Origin of the sequence: Methylobacterium sp. J-026, from assembly GCF_022829585.1 — a bacterium.
Lineage (GTDB): Bacteria > Pseudomonadota > Alphaproteobacteria > Rhizobiales > Beijerinckiaceae > Methylobacterium.
On sequence record NZ_JAKSYC010000294.1, the window covers coordinates 1 to 17,145 of the forward strand.

Annotated in this window: 12 protein-coding genes and 1 pseudogene; 5 read left to right on the forward strand and 8 right to left on the reverse strand. The window is 70.4% G+C overall.

All coding sequences use genetic code 11. From position 1 onward, the window contains the following. From MKK69_RS25105 to MKK69_RS25115, 3 genes are all read right to left on the reverse strand, one after another. Positions 1 to 1,235 (reverse strand): cache domain-containing protein (locus MKK69_RS25105; protein WP_243972458.1); only part of this gene is annotated, 1,235 nt, incomplete at its 3' end. Positions 1,236 to 2,201: 966 nt separating this feature from the next. Continuing rightward, positions 2,202 to 3,779, reverse strand: a complete 1,578-nt coding sequence (locus MKK69_RS25110; protein WP_243972465.1) for a DHA2 family efflux MFS transporter permease subunit — start codon at positions 3,777 to 3,779, stop codon at positions 2,202 to 2,204. Next, positions 3,776 to 4,987: an HlyD family secretion protein gene (locus MKK69_RS25115; RefSeq protein ID WP_243972467.1), complete on the reverse strand. Its 1,212-nt coding sequence runs from the start codon at positions 4,985 to 4,987 to the stop codon at positions 3,776 to 3,778. The genes MKK69_RS25110 and MKK69_RS25115 overlap by 4 nt, the downstream gene beginning before the upstream one ends. 77 nt (positions 4,988 to 5,064) lie before the next feature. Here MKK69_RS25115 and MKK69_RS25120 point away from each other — a divergent pair, with 77 nt between their 5' ends. Together MKK69_RS25120 and MKK69_RS25125 are read left to right on the forward strand one after the other, a co-directional pair. Continuing rightward, positions 5,065 to 5,739, forward strand: coding sequence for a TetR/AcrR family transcriptional regulator (locus MKK69_RS25120; RefSeq protein WP_243972469.1), 675 nt, complete (start codon positions 5,065 to 5,067; stop codon positions 5,737 to 5,739). A gap of 468 nt (positions 5,740 to 6,207) precedes the next feature. Beyond that, positions 6,208 to 6,915, forward strand: a complete 708-nt coding sequence (locus tag MKK69_RS25125; RefSeq protein ID WP_243972471.1) for a DUF1013 domain-containing protein — start codon at positions 6,208 to 6,210, stop codon at positions 6,913 to 6,915. Positions 6,916 to 6,957: 42 nt separating this feature from the next. Here the strand turns inward: MKK69_RS25125 and MKK69_RS25130 are convergent, their stop codons facing one another. Both MKK69_RS25130 and MKK69_RS25135 read right to left on the reverse strand, forming a co-directional pair. After that, positions 6,958 to 7,986, reverse strand: a complete 1,029-nt coding sequence (locus MKK69_RS25130; protein WP_243972473.1) for a histone deacetylase family protein — start codon at positions 7,984 to 7,986, stop codon at positions 6,958 to 6,960. A gap of 494 nt (positions 7,987 to 8,480) precedes the next feature. Beyond that, positions 8,481 to 9,581 (reverse strand): annotated as a pseudogene (locus MKK69_RS25135) (HD domain-containing phosphohydrolase); the annotation flags it as partial. 458 nt (positions 9,582 to 10,039) lie between these two features. Between MKK69_RS25135 and MKK69_RS25140 the strand changes: the two are divergent. Further along, a complete protein-coding gene (locus MKK69_RS25140; protein ID WP_243972479.1) occupies positions 10,040 to 10,924 on the forward strand; it encodes a LysR substrate-binding domain-containing protein in 885 nt (294 codons plus the stop codon). A 118-nt stretch (positions 10,925 to 11,042) separates the two neighbouring features. On the opposite strand, the gene MKK69_RS25145 is transcribed toward MKK69_RS25140, so the two are convergent. Then, positions 11,043 to 12,083 (reverse strand): fumarylacetoacetate hydrolase family protein, encoded by a 1,041-nt coding sequence (locus MKK69_RS25145; RefSeq protein ID WP_243972480.1) that lies wholly within the window; start codon positions 12,081 to 12,083, stop codon positions 11,043 to 11,045. Between the two features lie 227 nt (positions 12,084 to 12,310). Here MKK69_RS25145 and MKK69_RS25150 point away from each other — a divergent pair, with 227 nt between their 5' ends. Together MKK69_RS25150 and MKK69_RS25155 are read left to right on the forward strand one after the other, a co-directional pair. Continuing rightward, entirely contained in the window at positions 12,311 to 12,565 is a 255-nt protein-coding gene (locus MKK69_RS25150) for a hypothetical protein (RefSeq protein WP_243972481.1), read from the forward strand. 285 nt (positions 12,566 to 12,850) lie between these two features. Beyond that, a complete protein-coding gene (locus tag MKK69_RS25155; RefSeq protein WP_243972482.1) occupies positions 12,851 to 13,105 on the forward strand; it encodes a hypothetical protein in 255 nt (84 codons plus the stop codon). 117 nt (positions 13,106 to 13,222) lie between these two features. Here MKK69_RS25155 and MKK69_RS25160 read toward each other — a convergent pair whose 3' ends face one another. After that, positions 13,223 to 13,444, reverse strand: a complete 222-nt coding sequence (locus MKK69_RS25160; protein WP_243972484.1) for a hypothetical protein — start codon at positions 13,442 to 13,444, stop codon at positions 13,223 to 13,225. 524 nt (positions 13,445 to 13,968) lie between these two features. Continuing rightward, positions 13,969 to 16,509 carry a glycogen/starch/alpha-glucan phosphorylase gene (locus MKK69_RS25165; protein WP_409564879.1) on the reverse strand — a complete coding sequence of 847 codons (2,541 nt, stop codon included), beginning with the start codon at positions 16,507 to 16,509 and terminating at the stop codon, positions 13,969 to 13,971. Positions 16,510 to 17,145 lie beyond the last annotated feature (636 nt).

The following is a 17,145-nucleotide window of genomic DNA, read 5'->3' on the forward strand; positions in this document are numbered from 1 at the left end:
GCCAGCAGGTTGGTCTGCCCGGCGATCGAGGAGATCAACCCAACCACGTTGCTGATCTGCTCGACGGTACCGCTCAGTTCGTTGACCAGCGCCCCTGTGCGGTCAGCCTCGTCCACCGCCTGCCGGGCGAGGGACGCGGAGCCATCCACTTGCCGTCCAATCTCCTGGACGGAGGCTCCGAGTTCCTCGGCCGCCGCCGCGACGGTGTTGACGTTGGAGGCGGCTTCCTCCGCTGCGGCGGCCACGGCAGTCGACTGGCTCGCTGTCTCCGCAGCAGTCCCGCTCATCACGCCGGCAGTGGCCTGCAACTCGGTGGCGGAGGCCGAGACCGTGCCGATGATCCCGCCCACCGTCGCCTCGAAGCTGTCGGCCATCTGCCGCATCCCCGCCTTGCGCTGCTCCTCGGCGGCCAGCCGGGCCTGAGCCATCTCGGCCTCAAGCTGGCGGGTGCGGATCAGGTTGTTCTTGAACACCTGCACCGCCCCAGCCATCGCCCCGACCTCGTCTCGGCGGGAGCGGTCTGGCACCTCGACCGAGATGTCGCCGCCGGCCAAAGCCGTCATCGCCCCGGTCATGCGGCGGATCAGGCGCGAGACGCCGAGCCCGATCGACAGCGCCACTCCACCCACGACAAGCAGCGCCCCGCCCGCCCCGACCATCAGCGTGAACAGCGCCGACCGGGTCTGCGCGGCGGTATCATCGGTGTAGATGCCCGACCCAACGATCCACCCCCAGGGCGCAAAGCCCTGCACGTAGGAGATCTTGGCCACCGGCTCGGTCGCGCCGGGCTTCGGCCAACGATAGGACACGAACCCGGCGCCTGATCGCTTCACCTTCGCGACCATCTCGACAAACAGGTGCTTGCCGGTCGGGTCAGCGACATCGGCGATGTCTCGACCGATCAGCTCAGCCTTGGGATGTTGGATCATGCGGGGGTGCATGTCCTGGATCCAGAAGTACTCGGCATCGGCGTAGTGGAGGTCGGCGATCGTGGCCCGTGCTGCCGCCTGAGCAGCCTCGTGCGACATACGCCCGGCTCGCTCCTCGCCCTCGAAGTGCGCCAGCACGCCGGAAGCAGCCTCGACGAGGTCGCGGGTCTGGATCTCGCGCGCGTCCAAGAGCGTGCCCGACAAAGTCCAAGCCGACAATCCAACCAACGCGCTCATGCCGAGCAGAGCAGCGCCGGTGATGACCTGGATGCGCGGTCTGATGCCAAAAGTCAGGGGAAGCTTCACAGGGGCCCTCGTGTGGCATCACTTTGCGACCACGGATCATCCGCAGCCAATGGGTGGATGATTGGCGTGGGGCATCGGGCCTCACGTGCGCGGACAATTCAGAATACGTGTGAATTTTTTTATACCAATACGAAGCTTTCACATCTATTTGATTAATCTACCTGTGGTAGAAACGCAGGTTGTATTGCATTTGATAGATCGTCCTATGACGCGCTTTATTCGAGCCGATCATGATCCGGTAGCGGCATAGGGGACGGACATGCGTTTGATCGGATCGATGGCTGGCTTGATGGTGCTGGCGGGACTGTGTGCACTACCGTCGGCGGTGGCTCTGGCCGGATGGGATCAAACGCCGCAAATCGCGTCGCTCAGCACTACTTGGCGCGATCCCGACGGGCTGTTCGCCCGGTTTGGCGTAGCGCCCTGACTATGCCTTGGACCCCGTCCGTGCGTCCCCGCCACCAGTGCTTTCCACCGTGCCAGCGAGCACGCTTTGGGTGACTTGGTTCCGGTCCGCGAACTCCCATACGGGCCCGCAGCCCAAAGCTGCAGCAGAGACCGGACAGATGGCAGCAATCGACATCGTGCCTACACACCAAAAGCCACTTGCGTTCCAGGGGGTGTCCACAGATGGGAAGCTGCTGGTCCGCTTCTGGGCGTCGGATGCATCAAAGCGGGCATCGCCGCGTGGAGCGTTCACGACCCTTTACCGACCCTCAGAAGGTCCGCTTCTCGGCAGCTCGGCAGACGATGACCTGCGAACGGAACGGGTGGTTTTGCAACGGCCGGCCTCCGGACGATAAGTGAGCTGGAGCCGACCTTGCAACTCGGGGCGCTATCGCCGCGAGGGACGCCATCGCGTCTGGGTTGACTAAAGCGACGGCCGATCCGCGCGAGGGGGTGAAGCGCGAACCGGCCGTCTATCACCCGCTCGAAGTTGTTGGGTGATCTGGTGAAGCAGCGGTCTCAGTGAGCCTCGACGGGACCCGAGGACCGCTGCGGCTTCTTGATGATTGCAATCACGGCGAGGCTGAGCACGAGGCTCACGCCGACGAGGTAGAAGCCGTCCGCGTAGGCCATGACGGTGGCCTCGCGGCGGACCTGTTGCGCCAGCATGCCCAGCGCCGCGCCCTTGGCGGCAAGCGGGTCGGTGATGCGGGCGTGCATCCCAGCGGCGAGCGCCGCGAGGCGCTCCTGGGTTCGGGTCCCGTTGACGGTGATCGCCTCGGCTAGAACCGAGAAGTGCATGTGCTCGCGTCGGTCGATCATCGTCGACAGCATGGCGATGCCGATCGAGCCACCGAGGTTACGCATCATGTTCGACAGCGCTGAAGCGTCCGCCGTATCCCGGGGCCCCAGACCCGCCGTCGAGAGCTGCGAGAGCGGGATGGTGAACAGCGGCTGGCCGATGGCCCGCATCAGTTGCGGCAGGATCAGCTGGTCGGCCCCGACATCGTGGGTCAGCCCGACGTTGATCCAGCAACTCGCGATGAAGAACAGCGTGCCGGTGACAACCAGAAGCCGCGCGTCGAAGGTCCGCATCAGCAGGGGCATCATCGGGAACAGGATCAGCTGCGGCAGGCCCGACCACATCACCACGTAGCCGATCTGCTGGGCGTTGTAGCCCTGGATCTGCGCGCAGTAGACCGGGATGATGTAGATCGACCCGAACGAGACCGCGCCCAGCACGGTCATCAGCACGCAGGCGCCGCCGACCGAGCGGTTGGCCAGCACCCGCAGGTTGATGAACGGGCGCTCGGTCGTGAGTTCGCGGACGATGAACCCGGTGATGCCGGCCGCCGCTAGCAGCGACATGTTCACGATGATCTGGGACCCGAACCAATCCTTGCGCTGCCCCTCCTCCAGCACGTAGGTCAGGGCCGGCAGGCCGGTCGCCATCAGGCCGATGCCGATCCAATCGCCCTTGAGCAGCTCGCCCCAGCGCGCGGGAACGCTGTCGAAGGCGCCGAGCTGGATCGCCGCCGCCACGGGTCCGAAGATCAGGTTCAGGTAGAAGATGTAGTGCCAGGATAGGTTGTCGGTGAGCCAGCCGCCCACCGTCGGGCCGATGGCGGGCGCGAAGGTCGCGGTAAGCCCGAACAGCGCGATGCCGATCGGCTGCTGCGCCTTCGAGAGCCGCGTGCGCACGATCACGATGGCGGTCGGGATCAGCACGCCGCCGGTGAAGCCTTGGCCCGCCCGGAACAGGATCATCTGGCTCAGGGTGGTCGAGAGCGCGCAGGCCAGCGAGAAGGCGGTGAACAGCATCGTGTTCACCGCGAGGTAACGACGCAGGCCGATCACTGAGGACAGCCAGCCAGTGAGCGGGATCACGATGATCTCGGCCATCAGGTAGGCGGTGGAGATCCAGCTCCCCTCCTCCGTGGAGGCGCCGAGCGCCCCCTGGATGTCGGCGAGCGAGGCGTTGGTGATCTGGATGTCGAGGATCGCCGTGAAGGCGCCGAGGATCGCGCCGAACACGGCGAGCCAGTCCCGGGCACTCGCCTTCGCGGGAGCGATGCCTGCGGCGGCGGCAGCGCTCATTGCGGCAGCGCCTCGCTGACGAGCGAGGGCGAGGCCTTGCTCTGGCGCGGCTGGACCTGCTCGATAGGATCTTGCGTATGGACCGTGGCCTCGACCGAGAGGCCGGGACGCAGGCGGGCGAGCTGCGGATCTGTGTCGTCCAGGGCGACGCGCACGGGCACGCGCTGCACCACCTTGGTGAAATTGCCGGTGGCGTTCTCGGGCGGCAGCAGGGCGAACTGGGCGCCGGTGCCCGGGGAGAAGCTCTCGATCCGGCCCTGGAATTCGTGGTCCCCGAAGGCATCCACCGTGAACGTCACGCGCTGGCCCTCGACCATGTGGCCGGTCTGGGTCTCCTTGAAGTTCGCCACGCAGTAGATGTCCCGGCCCATCGGCACGAGGGTCAGGAGGCCGGTGCCGGCCGAGACGACCTGGCCGACCCGCAGCGCCCGGTCGCCGGCGACGCCGTCGATCGGGGCGGTGACGGTGGTGTAGCTCAGGTCGAGCGTCACCCCCTCGACCTTGGCCTGCGCTCCGGCGAGGCTCGCCCGGGTGCTGGCTTCGAGCGCCTTCAGGCTGTCGATCTGCTTCTCCGCCGCGTCGAGGGAGGCGGCGGCCTTGTCGCGGGCGGCGTGGCGCTGGCGCAGGTCGGCATCCGCCTGCTGCTGGCGCTGGACCGTGCCCGAGCCGGTCTGCAGCAGGTTCTGGTAGCGGGTGTATTCCTGCTGCGAGAAGGTCAGCGCGGCCTCGGCATTGGCGAGATCGGCCCGCGACGAGGCGACCTGCGCCCGCTGCTGGATGATGGCCGAGGCGACGCCCAGGATCTGCGCCTTGTCCTTCTCGACCTCGGCCTCGGCCTGCTTGAGCTGGACCCGGTAGGACCGGTCGTCGAGGCGGGCGATCACGGCGCCGGCCTTCACCGGCTGGTTGTCGCCGACCATCACCTCCGCGACGATGCCGGCGACGCGTGGCGCCACCGTGACCTTGTCGGACTGCAGATAGGCGTCGTCGGTGGTCTCGAGGAAGCGCCCGATGGTCCACCAGTGCCAGCCGTAGCTCCCCGCCCCGCCGAGGGCGAGCAGCCCGACCAGGGGCAGGACGACCCGCGCCCGGCCGCGCCGCGGCTTCACCGCGGGGGTCGGGACAGGCGCCGCGCCGCCCGCGACGGGCGCCGTGCCGCCCGCAACTGGGTCGGCGCTCTTGAAGCTGTCGCTGCGACGTGCGTCCATCAGGTCTGGCCAGAATTAAAACGGTACGGTATCGTTTTGATAATCCGAACGACGCTGTCAGGCAAGGAGGATCGCGGGTGACGGTCACGGAGATCGAGGGGGCGGAGGCCGGGCCGCGGCGGGGCGGCCGGCCGACCCGCGCGGAGGCGACCCGGCGCGAGGCGCACCTGATCGCCGTGGCGACGGCCCTGTTCCTGGAGCGGGGCTTCGACGCCACCTCCATCGACGCGGTGGCCGAGGCCGCCGGGATGAGCAAGCCGACCGTCTACGCCCGCTACCGCGACAAGCGGGCCCTGTTCGAGGCGGTGCTGCGCGAGCGGATCGCCGCCTGGCTGGCGCCCCTGGCGGCGGCCGCCGAGGCGCAGGCGGCCCAGGCCGGGACCGACGATGTCGAGGCGACCCTGCACGATCTGAGCCGCACCCTGCTGGCCCACGGGCAGTCGCCGGGGGCGGCGATGCTCAAGCGCAACCTCGTGGCCCAGGCCCTGCAGTTCCCCGAGCTTGCCCGCCTCGCCCACGAGGAGGGCTGGCTGCGCGGCGTGCGCGCGGTGGCGCAGCTCCTCGACGCCCTCGCCCGGCGCGGGCGGATCGCGGTGGCGGACCCTGAGATCGCCGCCGACCTGTTCCTCAGCCTCGTCCTCGGCCGGTCGTCCCAGGCGTCCCTCTACGGCATCGCCACCGACCCGGAGACCCAGGAGCGGCGGCGGCAGGCGGCGGTGCGCCTGTTCCTCGACGGGGTGCGCCCGCGCTGACCGGCGGCCGGCGCCGGAATGTTGTTGGGCGGCCCGGGCCGCGCTATGTTCGGGAGTGGGACCGGCGGTAGCCGCCGCCGGTCCCTGGCATCACCCGCTCACGCGGGTCAGCCAAATCCAGACAAACGGGTGGACGGCGAGGCGGAGTCGGAAGCTCCACTCGCCGTCTGCCTGTCTGGACCATGCCAGAGAGATGACCATCCTCTGCACTCCCGGCCGCAACCGGCCGCGTGCGGCCTTCGCGGGTGAGTCGGTCAGGCTCACGGCCCGTTTGTAGCCGGCCTCCGGACGCCGGTTAATCGATCCGCGGCCGCCGAACCCTCGAACCCGCGATTGCGCCCCTCCCGGCCCCGGCCTATAGTGCCTCATCCCCATTCAACAGCGTGAGACGGGACATCCGGATCGACCATCCGGAGCCCGCGGCCCGATGCCCGGCCCCCGTCCCGCCAGGCCGGAGCACGAGAAGACATGTCCCAGGGTCCGCTGATGCCCAAGGCGACCGCCGTCTGGCTGGTCGAGAACACCTCGCTCGCCTTCGAGCAGATCGCCGATTTCTGCAAGCTGCACCCGCTGGAGGTGAAGGGCATCGCCGACGGCGAGGTCGCGGCCGGCATCAAGGGGCTCGATCCGGTCTCCACCGGCCAGCTCACCCGCGACGAGATCGAGAAGGCCCAGAAGGCGCCGCACTACAAGCTCAAGCCCGCCGTCTCGAAGGTGAAGCTGCCGGAGGTGAAGCGCACCACCAAGGGGCCGCGCTACACCCCCTTGTCCCGCCGCCAGGACCGGCCGAACGCCATCCTCTGGCTGCTGCGCAACCACCCCGAGTTGAAGGATGCGCAGATCATCCGCCTGGTCGGCACCACCAAGTCGACCATCCAGCAGATCCGCGAGCGCACCCACTGGAATTCGGGCTCGCTCCAGCCGATGGACCCGGTGACGCTGGGGCTCGCCACCCAGATCAACCTCGACTTCGAGGTCCAGCGCGCGGCGGCCGACCGCCCGGCCGCGGTGGCGGCCGAGTCCGGGGCCTCGCTCCTGCCCACGGAAATCTCCACGGCCCGGGAGTCCGAGCCCGAGGAGGCGGAGGAGCATGGCGGGCGCGAGGAGCGGCTCGATGCCGATTCGGTCTTCGCCAAGCTCAAGGGCCGGCACCAGGACGAGGACGACGAGGCGTAGCCCGTCCGTTCACGGGGCCGCGACACGGAGGTGGCGCGGGGTTCAGGTCCGGGCGGCGTCGAAGGCCGCCAGGAACGCCGCGAGGTTCTCGGGCAGGGCGGCGCAGAGATAGCCGCCCTCCTGCACGAGGGCCGTGGGCAGCCCGGCCCGGGCGATCCGCGCCGCCGCGCCGGCGAAGCCCGCCCGGGTGACGCTCAGGGCGCCGATCGGGTCGTCCCCGGCGGCGTCGAGGCCGAGCGCCACCACGAGCCCGCGGGCGCCCCGCGCGGCGATGGCCGCGAGCCCCGCCTCCACGGCGGCGAGCCAGGGCCCGTCGCCCGAACCCTCGGGCAGCGGCAGGTTGCGGTTGAAGCCCGCCCCCGCCCCCGCGCCGGTCTCGTCGGCATAGCCCGCGTAGAACGGGAAATAGTTCGCCGGATCGGCATGCACCGAGACCGTGAGGATGTCGGCGCGCGTGTAGAAGATCCCCTGCGTGCCGTTGCCGTGATGCACGTCGATGTCGAGGATCGCCACCGGACCGCCGGTGGCGGCGCGCATTCGGGCGGCCGCGATCGCGCTGTTGTTCAGGAAGCAGAAGCCGCCGGCGGACTCCGCGTAGGCGTGGTGGCCGGGCGGCCGGCACAGGGCGTAGGCCTGGCCCAGGGCCAGGGCGGCATCGGCGGCCGCGACGGCGCATTGCGCCGCGCCGTAGACCGCGGGCCATGTCCCGGCGCGGATCGGCGTCGAGGTGTCGGCCATGTAGAGGCCGGCGAGCCCGAGGAGGCCGGCGGGCTTCCGGTGCATCTGTGGCCGGGCGAAGGCGCCGGTGAGGATCTCGTCGGCGATGCCCGGCATCTCCGCCCCGCGCGTCCAGGCCTCGGCCAGGAACGCGACGTAGTCGGGATCGTGGACCGCGTGAATCGGGCCGAGGCCATGGTCGCCCGGCTCCGCCAGGACGTGGCCGCCCTGCAGCGCCGCGTCGCGCAGGATCGCGTAGCGCGCGGCCTGCTCGGGATGCGGGATCGGCGTGCCGCGCCGCATGTAGAGCGCGGGATCGTGCCGGGCCGAGTCGGGGCTGTGGAGGACGCGCATCCCGCGAGGCTAGCGCATCGTCCCGGACATCGGAACCACGACGATGCTGTAGGTCCTTGATTTCGCATCCTCTTCTTCCGGAAGCCGGAGGCCGCCTTTCGGGATGATGCTCCCGACCGCCCCGCGCCGACGCGGAATCCGGTCCGGCGAGAGGGGATCGGGGGCGATCGAACGCCGCGTCAGGCCGTCCGTCCGGGCCGGCCGTCCTCAGGCCGTGCGGCGGTCAGATGAGGTCGACCGTGCCGTCCGTGCGGACGACCTTCGGGCAGCCCGTCGCGTCCACCAGGCGCTGCGCCGCGTCCAGGGAGCTGTGACGCTCCCGCGCGATCGCCGGCACCGTCATCCATCGCGCGGTCATGCCGAGGCTCCGTCCGTGATCCGTCGGGTTCCCGGCGCAACGGCGGAACCGGCGGCGGCTTCACCGGGCCGTCCTCCCGGGCGACGAGGGTGTGCGGGTTGCGGACGAGCCAGCCCGCGGGCTCGGGCGCCGCGGCGGCGATCTCGCGGAACAGGGTCGGCACCCGCGCCCAGGGCTCGGTGACCGGTCCGGCACTCGGCCGGATCTCGGCCTGTCCCTGCCCGCCGGCGACGCCGATGTCCGGCCAGCGCGCGCAGAAGGCCGCGACGCAGGCCGGGTCGAAATGGCGCCCGCTCTCGGCGCGGATGCAGGCCAGGGCCGCCTCGAAGGACATCGCCGCCTTGTAGGGCCGCTGCGTCGTCAGGGCGTCGAACACGTCCGCCACCGCGACGATCCGGGCCGCCAGGGGAATCGCCGTGCCCGCGAGGCCGTTCGGATAGCCGCTGCCGTCCCATTTCTCGTGATGCGCCTCGGCGATCTCGGCGGCGAGCCGGATCAGCTCGGACGCGCTCCCCCCCAGGATGCGCTTGCCGATGGTCGCATGCGTCTTGATCAGGGCGAACTCGTCCGGGTCGAGCCGGCCGGGCTTCAGCAGGATGCCGTCCGGAATGCCCACCTTGCCGACATCGTGCAGCGGCGCCGCGAGATAGAGGCTGCGGCAGAAATCCGGGGCGAGCCCGAGCCCCTCGGCCACGATCTGGCTGTAGCGGGCGACCCGCCACGTGTGGTCCCCGGTGTCGTTGTCGCGGTACTCGACCGCCAGGGCCAGGCGGAAGATGATCTCCTCCTCGCGCTCGCGCATGTGGCGCAGGGCCGCCTCGACCTCGCCGTCGAGCCAGGCCGCCTGTTCGGCCAGCCGCCGCACGGCCTTGGCGAGGCGGATCACGTTGCGCAGCCGCACGGTCATCTCGACGCCCTGCATAGACGTGTCGAGGAAATCGGACGCCCCCGCCTCCAGGGCGGCGAGCCGCACCGCTTCGGAGATGTCGTTGGTGATCATCACCATGGGCACCTGCGCGTAGTGCGGGATCGTCCGCATGCACCGGATGAAGGCGATCCCGTCCATGGCGGGCGAGTGGCAATCCACCAGGACGAGGTCGAAGGCCTTCATCTGGGCCTCGACGAGGGCCGTCGCCGGATCGGCGTAGTCGGTCACGTTCACATCGGGCTTGGCCTCCAGCAGCCGGCGCAGCCGCAGGCGCATGGTCGCGCTGTCGTCAACCAGAAGCGCGTCCATCACGGGCTCTCGGAGCATGTGGCGGGCGCCCGCGGACGCCCGGACCGGTGGGCCGTGTTCGCTTCGGTGACAGGCGCCAGGGATCGTTTTGCCATCGATTCAGATGATCCAGACCGTGTCGGAGATCATTGGACTGTCTGAGTTAATGACCAGTGAATAATGATTTCGATCTTAAGAAATATAAGCCTCGATTGTTGCATAGAAATATCTATATTTGGCCTGGAATGGTATTTTTTGACGTGTTTGTACCAGATTTATCGATGTTAAGAGTCGCCGATAGCTGCATCTACTGTACTGATTTGGGTGCATAGCCATCAATAGAATTGCTCCGGGCCGGGCCACCCCGTCTTCGGGTGCCCCGGGTGCCGCGTCGGCCCGGGCGCGCTGACACGCGGCCGGGCCGACGCTACCGTCGTCGGACGGCGCGACGCGGCGGGTGGACGGAGGGCGCCGGGACGATGATGCGGTTCGATCTCATCGATCTCGGCCTGTTCCGGCACGTGGTCGAGGCCGGCTCGATCACCCATGGGGCGGCGCGGGCGAACCTCGCCCTGGCGGCGGCCTCCACGCGGATCCGGCTGATGGAGGACTCCCTCGGGGCCGCCCTCCTCACCCGGGGGCGCCAGGGCGTGAGCCCGACCCCGGCCGGGCGCGCGCTCCTCGTCCACGCCCGGGAGGTCCTGGCCGGGGTGGAGCGCCTGCGCGAGGAGATGTCGGCCTTCTCGGGCGGGGCCATCGGCCAGATCCGGGTGCTGGCCAACACCAACGCGCTGACCGAGTTCCTGCCGGACGCGCTCTCGGCCTTCCTGGCCGATCACCCCGGGATCGGCGTCGAGGTCGACGAGCGCACCTCCGAGGAGATCGTCGGGTTGGTGGCCGAGGGGGTGGCCGATCTCGGCATCCTGTCCGGCACGGTGGATACCGGCTCGCTCCGGACCTTCCCGTTCCGGGAGGACCGGTTCGTGCTGGTCGCCGCCCGGGACCATCCCGTGGCGGGGCGCGGGGCGATCCCCTTCGCCGAGGTGCTCGGTCACGACCTCGTCGGCCTCGACCGGCGCAGCGCCATCAGCCGGTTCCTGGTCGCCCAGGCTGCCCGGGAGGGCCGCCCGATGCGCCTACGGGTGCAGCTGCGCGACTTCGACGCCGTCTGCCGCCTCGTGGAGGCCCGGGTCGGCCTGGCCATCCTGCCCGAGAGCGCGGCCGCTCGCGCCGCGCAGGGCCTCGCCCTCGCGGTGGTGCCGCTGGCCGACCCCTGGGCGCGACGCGACCTGACCCTGTGCCTGCGCGACCTCGACGGGCTGCCACCGTTCATCCGCGCCTTCGTGGCGCAGCTGCGCGGCTGAGAATCCGGTTTCATATGGGCGAGCCCTGCTGCGGGTCCGGGTCAGAGCCCTGGTCCTTCAGGGGCTCCGCCCCCGAGCCCCGCCAAAGGGCCGAGCCCTTTGGAATCCGGGGACGGCCCTAGCTCGGCACCGCCTGGATCACGTTGCGCAGGGTGCCGATGCCCGCGACCTCGGTCTCCATCACGTCGCCGGGCTTGAGGAATTCCGGCGGCTTGCGGGCGTTGCCGATGCCGGGCGGCGTGCCGGTGGCGATGATGTCGCCCGGGACCAGGGTGAGGCCGCGCGAGAGCTCGGCGATGATCCGGGCGACCTTGAAGTACATCTGCTGGGTCGAGGCATCCTGCTTGATCACCCCGTTGACCCGGGTCTGGAGCCGGAGGTCGGCGGGGTCGAGATCCGCCGCGGGGACGATCCACGGGCCGATCGGCCCGTGGCCGTCGAGGCTCTTGCCCTTGAACCACTGGCCGCCGTGGAGCTTGATCTGCATGTCGCGGGCGGTGGTGTCGTTGATGACGCTGTAGCCGAAGACGTGGCCCATCGCGTCGGATTCCGCGATGTTGCGCCCGCCCGTGCCGATGACCACGGCGAGCTCCACCTCCCAGTCGATGGCGGTCGAGACGGTCGGATCGTAGGGAATCGGGTCGTAGGGCCCGTTCACCGTGTTGACGCCCTTGGTGAAGAACACCGGATGGGCCGGGTATTCGGCATGGGTGCCGCGGACCGCCTGACCCTCGGCGAAGTGCTCCAGGTAGTTCCAGCCGACCGCGTAGATGTTGCGCGTCGGCGCCGGGATCGGGGCGAGGAGCCGCACGGTCTCGACCGACTGGCCGTCGCCTGACGCGGCTACCCGGCGGACGCGCTCCAGCGCCGCCGGACCGGCCTCGATGAGCGCGACCATCCGCGCCGCGTCGAAGCCGAGATCCGGGACGCGGGACAGATCGACGATGCGGCCGTCCGGTCGCACGGCGCCGAGCCGGGGCGTGCCGCCCGCCTCGGGGACGAACGTGGCGAGGCGCAGCGCCCCCTGGCTCCCGCCCGCGGGCGGGATCGGTCGTCCCGGGCCGGCGTCGGGCGCCTGCGCGGCGGCAGGCGCCGCCAGGACGCCGGCCGCCGTCGCGGCCGCCGAGAGGTGCAGGAAGTCGCGTCGTGTGCTCATCATCGTCCTCCGTTAACGCCGCGTCGGCATGCGCGGCGCTGCGTATCTGGCGCATGTCCCGCGGCACCGCCGCGTTGAATCGGGGCCCGTCCCGTCACGGCGGGCTGCCGAGGGAACGCCGTGGCCGCCGCCACGACGCGCCCGGGCGCCGGCCAGGGTGCGAGACTCGGGCGAGCCCGGCCCGTATCATGAAGCGGGTCTCCGGAAGCCCGGCGGCGCGGACCCGGGCCATGGCGGGCGTTGCATCCATCGTGACGCCGTTCCGGGTCGTGACCCTGTTCCAGACCCCCGGCAGCGCGGGGGTGACCGGGCCGATGACGGGGCTGGCCGCCCTGCAGAGCGCGGCCGCCCTGGTCGGGTCCGCGCCCCGGCGCGAAAGCCACAGCCCGGCACGGATCCCGTCGGGGGGGATCAGCCTTGGCCGTCATTGGACACTGCCTACTGGCTCGTATATCACCGGGATCAAGCTTGGCCAGAAGGGCTGAGTATTGCTTTCGGGTGGCAATATGGTGTCGCGGATCGCGGTTCTAGGACTCATCGTGCTCCTGGCAAGTGCCTGTTCGCGTTTGCCGAGCGTGCCCACCGCGTACAGTTCCCTTCCGCCGGTCGCGCCGGCCCACGAGCTCGCGCGGACCGTGACGAGCCCCGCCGCGACGAGTCTCGCTGCGACAAGTCTCGCCGTGACGGCGGTTCCGGAGGCGGCTTTGCCGGCCATCCGCATCCCGGGTGCGGGTCTGGGACGCGGTGTCGCGACGGGTGGAGGACAGGGTGTGAACCCCACGGATGTCCTGGAGGCCTCGGCGCGGGCGCGGCTGTCCTGGACGGTCATGCGCCCCGCGGAGCTGACCAGGCCGCTCTTCATGGACCGGGCGCTCGTGCACGCGAGCGTTGCGGAGACGGGGGCGCTCGCCGCGGACCGTCCGGCCGCCAAGGCCGCCGCGCCGACCTACAACCGGGAGGTGGTGATGGACCGCCTGGAGCAGGATGGCCGCCGCGCCGCCAAGCCGATCTGCTCCGGCTGCTGAGCGGCGCGCCGGCCCCTTCCCCAGTCCCGGCGACACCGCGGATCCTGACCCGGATCCCGTGACGCGCGGCGCGATCTCGTCCGTGTCGGTTCAGCGCGCCGCCGGAGCCGGACCGCCTCAACCCTGCTCCGGACGCTCTCGGGCGTTCCGGTCTGCTTCGTCCCGGCGCGCCGCCCGGGCCAGGGCGATCAGGTCGGCGGCGCTCGGCGTGCCGCTCGTCCCCGGGACCGTGCCGACCAGCAGCAAGCCCGGCGGCACCGTGCGGATCCGGCCCCGGATCCGGCCGCCTTCGGCGCGCGCCGTCCGGCGGCCAATCCCTGGATCGATCGGATGCGCCATGGGGCCGGGCTCCCCCGTCAGCGGGGATCGGGCCGGGGACGGGGCCGCGGTATGGGGATGGTGACCAGCTCGCCGGTCGTCGGATCGAGGATCGTCATGGGCGCTCCCGTGGCAGGGCGCCATGGCAGGCCCGAATTGTGTTTTAACCTTGGCCTTTGAGGCGCCGGCCCACAGTTTTCGTGGCCGATGTCGGCTCGGTGCGGTCGGAATCTATTGAATAGCCGTCACGACAATTGAATTCGATCCAGCGTCCTGGAGCCTGCCTTCGCGTGTCCTGCGCCGAACCCCGGGTCGCCGCCGGGGAGGCCGGGTCGATCACCGCCGGCTTCAGCCACCCGCCGCGCCCGCCGCCCTTGGCGTTCCACGGGATGCCGGCCGCGACGGTGGCTCCCCGCGGCCAGGCGGCGTCCGCTCCCACGGCGCGCGTCGCGACGATGGGCGGGCTCGCCGCCATGGGCCACAGCGTGAGGCCCCGGCAGCCGCGGGCGGCTCGCGGACGTGCCGGATCCGTGATCCCGGGCCGGTCAGCCGAGCCGGACCCGCCAGATCTCCGCGGCGTACTCGCGCATCGCCCGGTCGGAGGAGAACCACGCCATGCGGGCGGTATTGCGGATCGCCTTCGCCCACCAGCCGCGGGGATCGCGCCACGCGGCGTCGATCGACCGCTGCACCCGCCAGTAATCGTCGAAATCGGCGGTGAGCAGGTACTGGTCGCGGCGGCGCAGGTCGTCGGTGAGCGGGCGGAACCGGCCCGGCTCCTCCGGGGAGAACCGCCCCGCGGCGATCATGTCTAGCGCCGCCGCCAGCCGCGGCGAGGCCTGGATCGCCCGCGCCGCATGGTCCGGCACGGCCAGCCGGTCCCGCACCCCGTCGGCCTCCAGGCCGAAGATGAAGATGTTCTCCGCCCCGACATGGTCGCGGATCTCGATGTTGGCGCCGTCGAGCGTCCCCACCGTGAGCGCGCCGTTGAGGGCGAACTTCATGTTGCCGGTGCCGGAGGCCTCCATGCCGGCGGTGGAGATCTGCTCGGACAGGTCGGCGGCCGGGATGATCGCCTCGGCCAGGCTCACCGAATAGTTCGGCAGGAACACCACCTTCAGCCGGCCCGCGACCTCGGGATCGTCGTTCACCGCCTTGGCGACGTCGCAGGCGAGCTTGATGATCAGCTTGGCCTGCACGTAGCTCGGGGCCGCCTTGCCGGCGAAAATCTTCACCCGCGGCGTCCAGTCCCGGTGCGGCTCGGCCTTGATCGCCTGGTAGAGCGCCACCGTCTCGACCACGTTGAGGAGCTGGCGCTTGTACTCGTGGATGCGCTTGACCTGGACGTCGAACAGCGCGTCCGGATCGATGTCGATCCCGGTGCGCGCGGCGACGAGGGCGGACAGCGCCTCCTTGCGCTGCCGGCGCACGGCGGCGTAGCGCGCCACGAAGGCCGGATCCTCGGCATGGGCCTCGAGGCCGCGCAGCAGCTCCGGATCGTCGAGGACGCCCGCCCCCACGGTCTCCACGGCGAGCCGGGTGAGGCCCGGATTGGCGTTGTGGAACCAGCGGCGGAAGGTGATGCCGTTGGTCTTGTTGACGATCTTGTCCGGATCCAGGGCGTGCAGGTCGGCGAAGACCGTGGAGCGCATCAGGTCCGTGTGCAGCGCCGAGACGCCGTTGACCCGGCGGGCGCCGTGGAACGCGAGGTGCCCCATCCGCACCCGGCGGCCGTGCGATTCGTCGATCAGCGAGATCGAGGCGAGGTAGGCGGCCTCGTCGGTCTCGGCGCCCTGCCGGCCGTGCTTGGCCTGCTCCTCCAGATGCATCCAGTTGATCAGGTAGATGATCTGCATGTGGCGCGGCAGCAGCCGCTCCATCAGCTCCACCGGCCAGGTCTCCAGCGCCTCGGGCAGGAGGGTGTGGTTGGTGTAGTGCAGCGTGTTGGTGGTGACGTGCCAGGCATCCTCCCAGGACAGGCCGTACACGTCCAGGAGGAGGCGCATCAGCTCCGGCACCGCGATGGCCGGGTGCGTGTCGTTGAGCTGGATCGCCGCGTGATCGGGCAGGGACCGGACGTCGCCGCGCTCGGCCACGTGGCGGGCCACGAGGTCCTGGAGGGAGGCCGCGGTGAAGAAGTATTCCTGGCGCAGGCGCAGCTCCTGGCCCGCGGCGGAGGAATCGCTCGGATAGAGCACCCGGGAGATCGCCTCCGCGCGCATCCGCGCCGCCACCGCCCCGACATGGTCGCCGCCGTTGAACAAGGCGAGGTCGACGGGCTCGCCGGCCTCGGCCTTCCACAGGCGCAGCGCGTTGACGTGGCGCCCGCGCCAGCCGACCACCGGCACGTCGTGGGCCACCGCCCGCACGGTCTCGGCCGGCTGCCAGTGGCGCCGGATCACGCCCTCGGCCTGCGAGGACATCGTGACCGTGCCGCCGAAGCCGATCGCGTAGGTCGCCTCGGGCCGGGCGAATTCCCAGGGATTGCCCTCGGCGAGCCAGGTCTCCGGCGCCTCGCGCTGCCAGCCGTCCTCGAAGGATTGCCGGAACAGGCCGTGGTCGTAGCGGATGCCGTAGCCCATGGCCGGGATGCCGAGGCTGGCCATGCTCTCCATGAAGCAGGCGGCCAGCCGCCCCAGGCCGCCATTGCCGAGCGCCGCGTCGGGCTCGGCCTCCTCCACGGCGTCGAGATCGACCCCGAGTTCCCGGAGCGCGGACCGGGTGGTCTCGGTGAGGCCGAGGTTGTTCAGCGCGTCCGACATCAGCCGGCCGATCAGGAATTCCAGCGACAGGTAGTAGACCCGCTTGTTCGGCACCCGGCGTTCGGCGGCCATGCAGGCCGCCACGATCCGGTCGCGCAGGGCCAAAGCGGTCGCCGCGAACCAGTCGCGCGGGCGGGCCGCCTCGGGCGTCCGGCCCAGCGCGAAGGTGAGCTTGGCGCGAATCGCCTCCCGCAGGTCCACCACCGCGTCGCCGCTTGCGGACAGGGCCGGGGCGGTCCAAGACACGGGCGCCGGGGCCTCGGGCGCGCGCTCCTCGCGGGAGGCATCCTGCGGCGCTGGCCGGATCAGAACATCGTTCAACACGTGCGAGTCCCCCAAAGTCTGGCCCCCGGCTTTTGGCGCCGGGGCAATCGTGGGCGGATTATCTCTTCTGTGGATTGCCGCCCCGTGAACGGGTGGGCGATCCGTGCCCCGAAGCGTCCGAGTGTGCGGCCGGCTTCCGGCGAAGTCGTGGCAGCGCTGCGCCTTTACGGCGCACGGGCACGGCCCGGGAGATATGGCACGCCCTCGTGACATTCCAGTCACACGCGTCCGATAGGCAGGCCGCACTGCCGGTCGCGGGCGGTGGGGTCTGCCGCTGACCCTGAGCGGGTTTCGCAAAAGGAGCTGCTGGTTTTGCGACGAAAACCTTTGACCAACCAAGGATCTGAGCGGACGCAGGATTGGCCTTCCCACGGTCCATGACAGTCGTGCGCCGACTTGTTTGGCAAGCGCAACGAGCCCCCTCTCCCGTGCGGGAGAGGGTTGGGGTGAGAGGGGCGGGAGGAATCAGGATGGAGCGCGCCATCGACGCGCGTAAAGGCCGAGCCTTTTCCTGAATGTTCTCATCCCGCACCCTGTCCCTTTCCCGCACGGGAGAGGGGACCCGCGCCCCATTCGGCGAGGATGGCGTGCCTGTCGCGTACGGTCTGGCTCGCCAATCTAAGTCTGCTCAGGGCG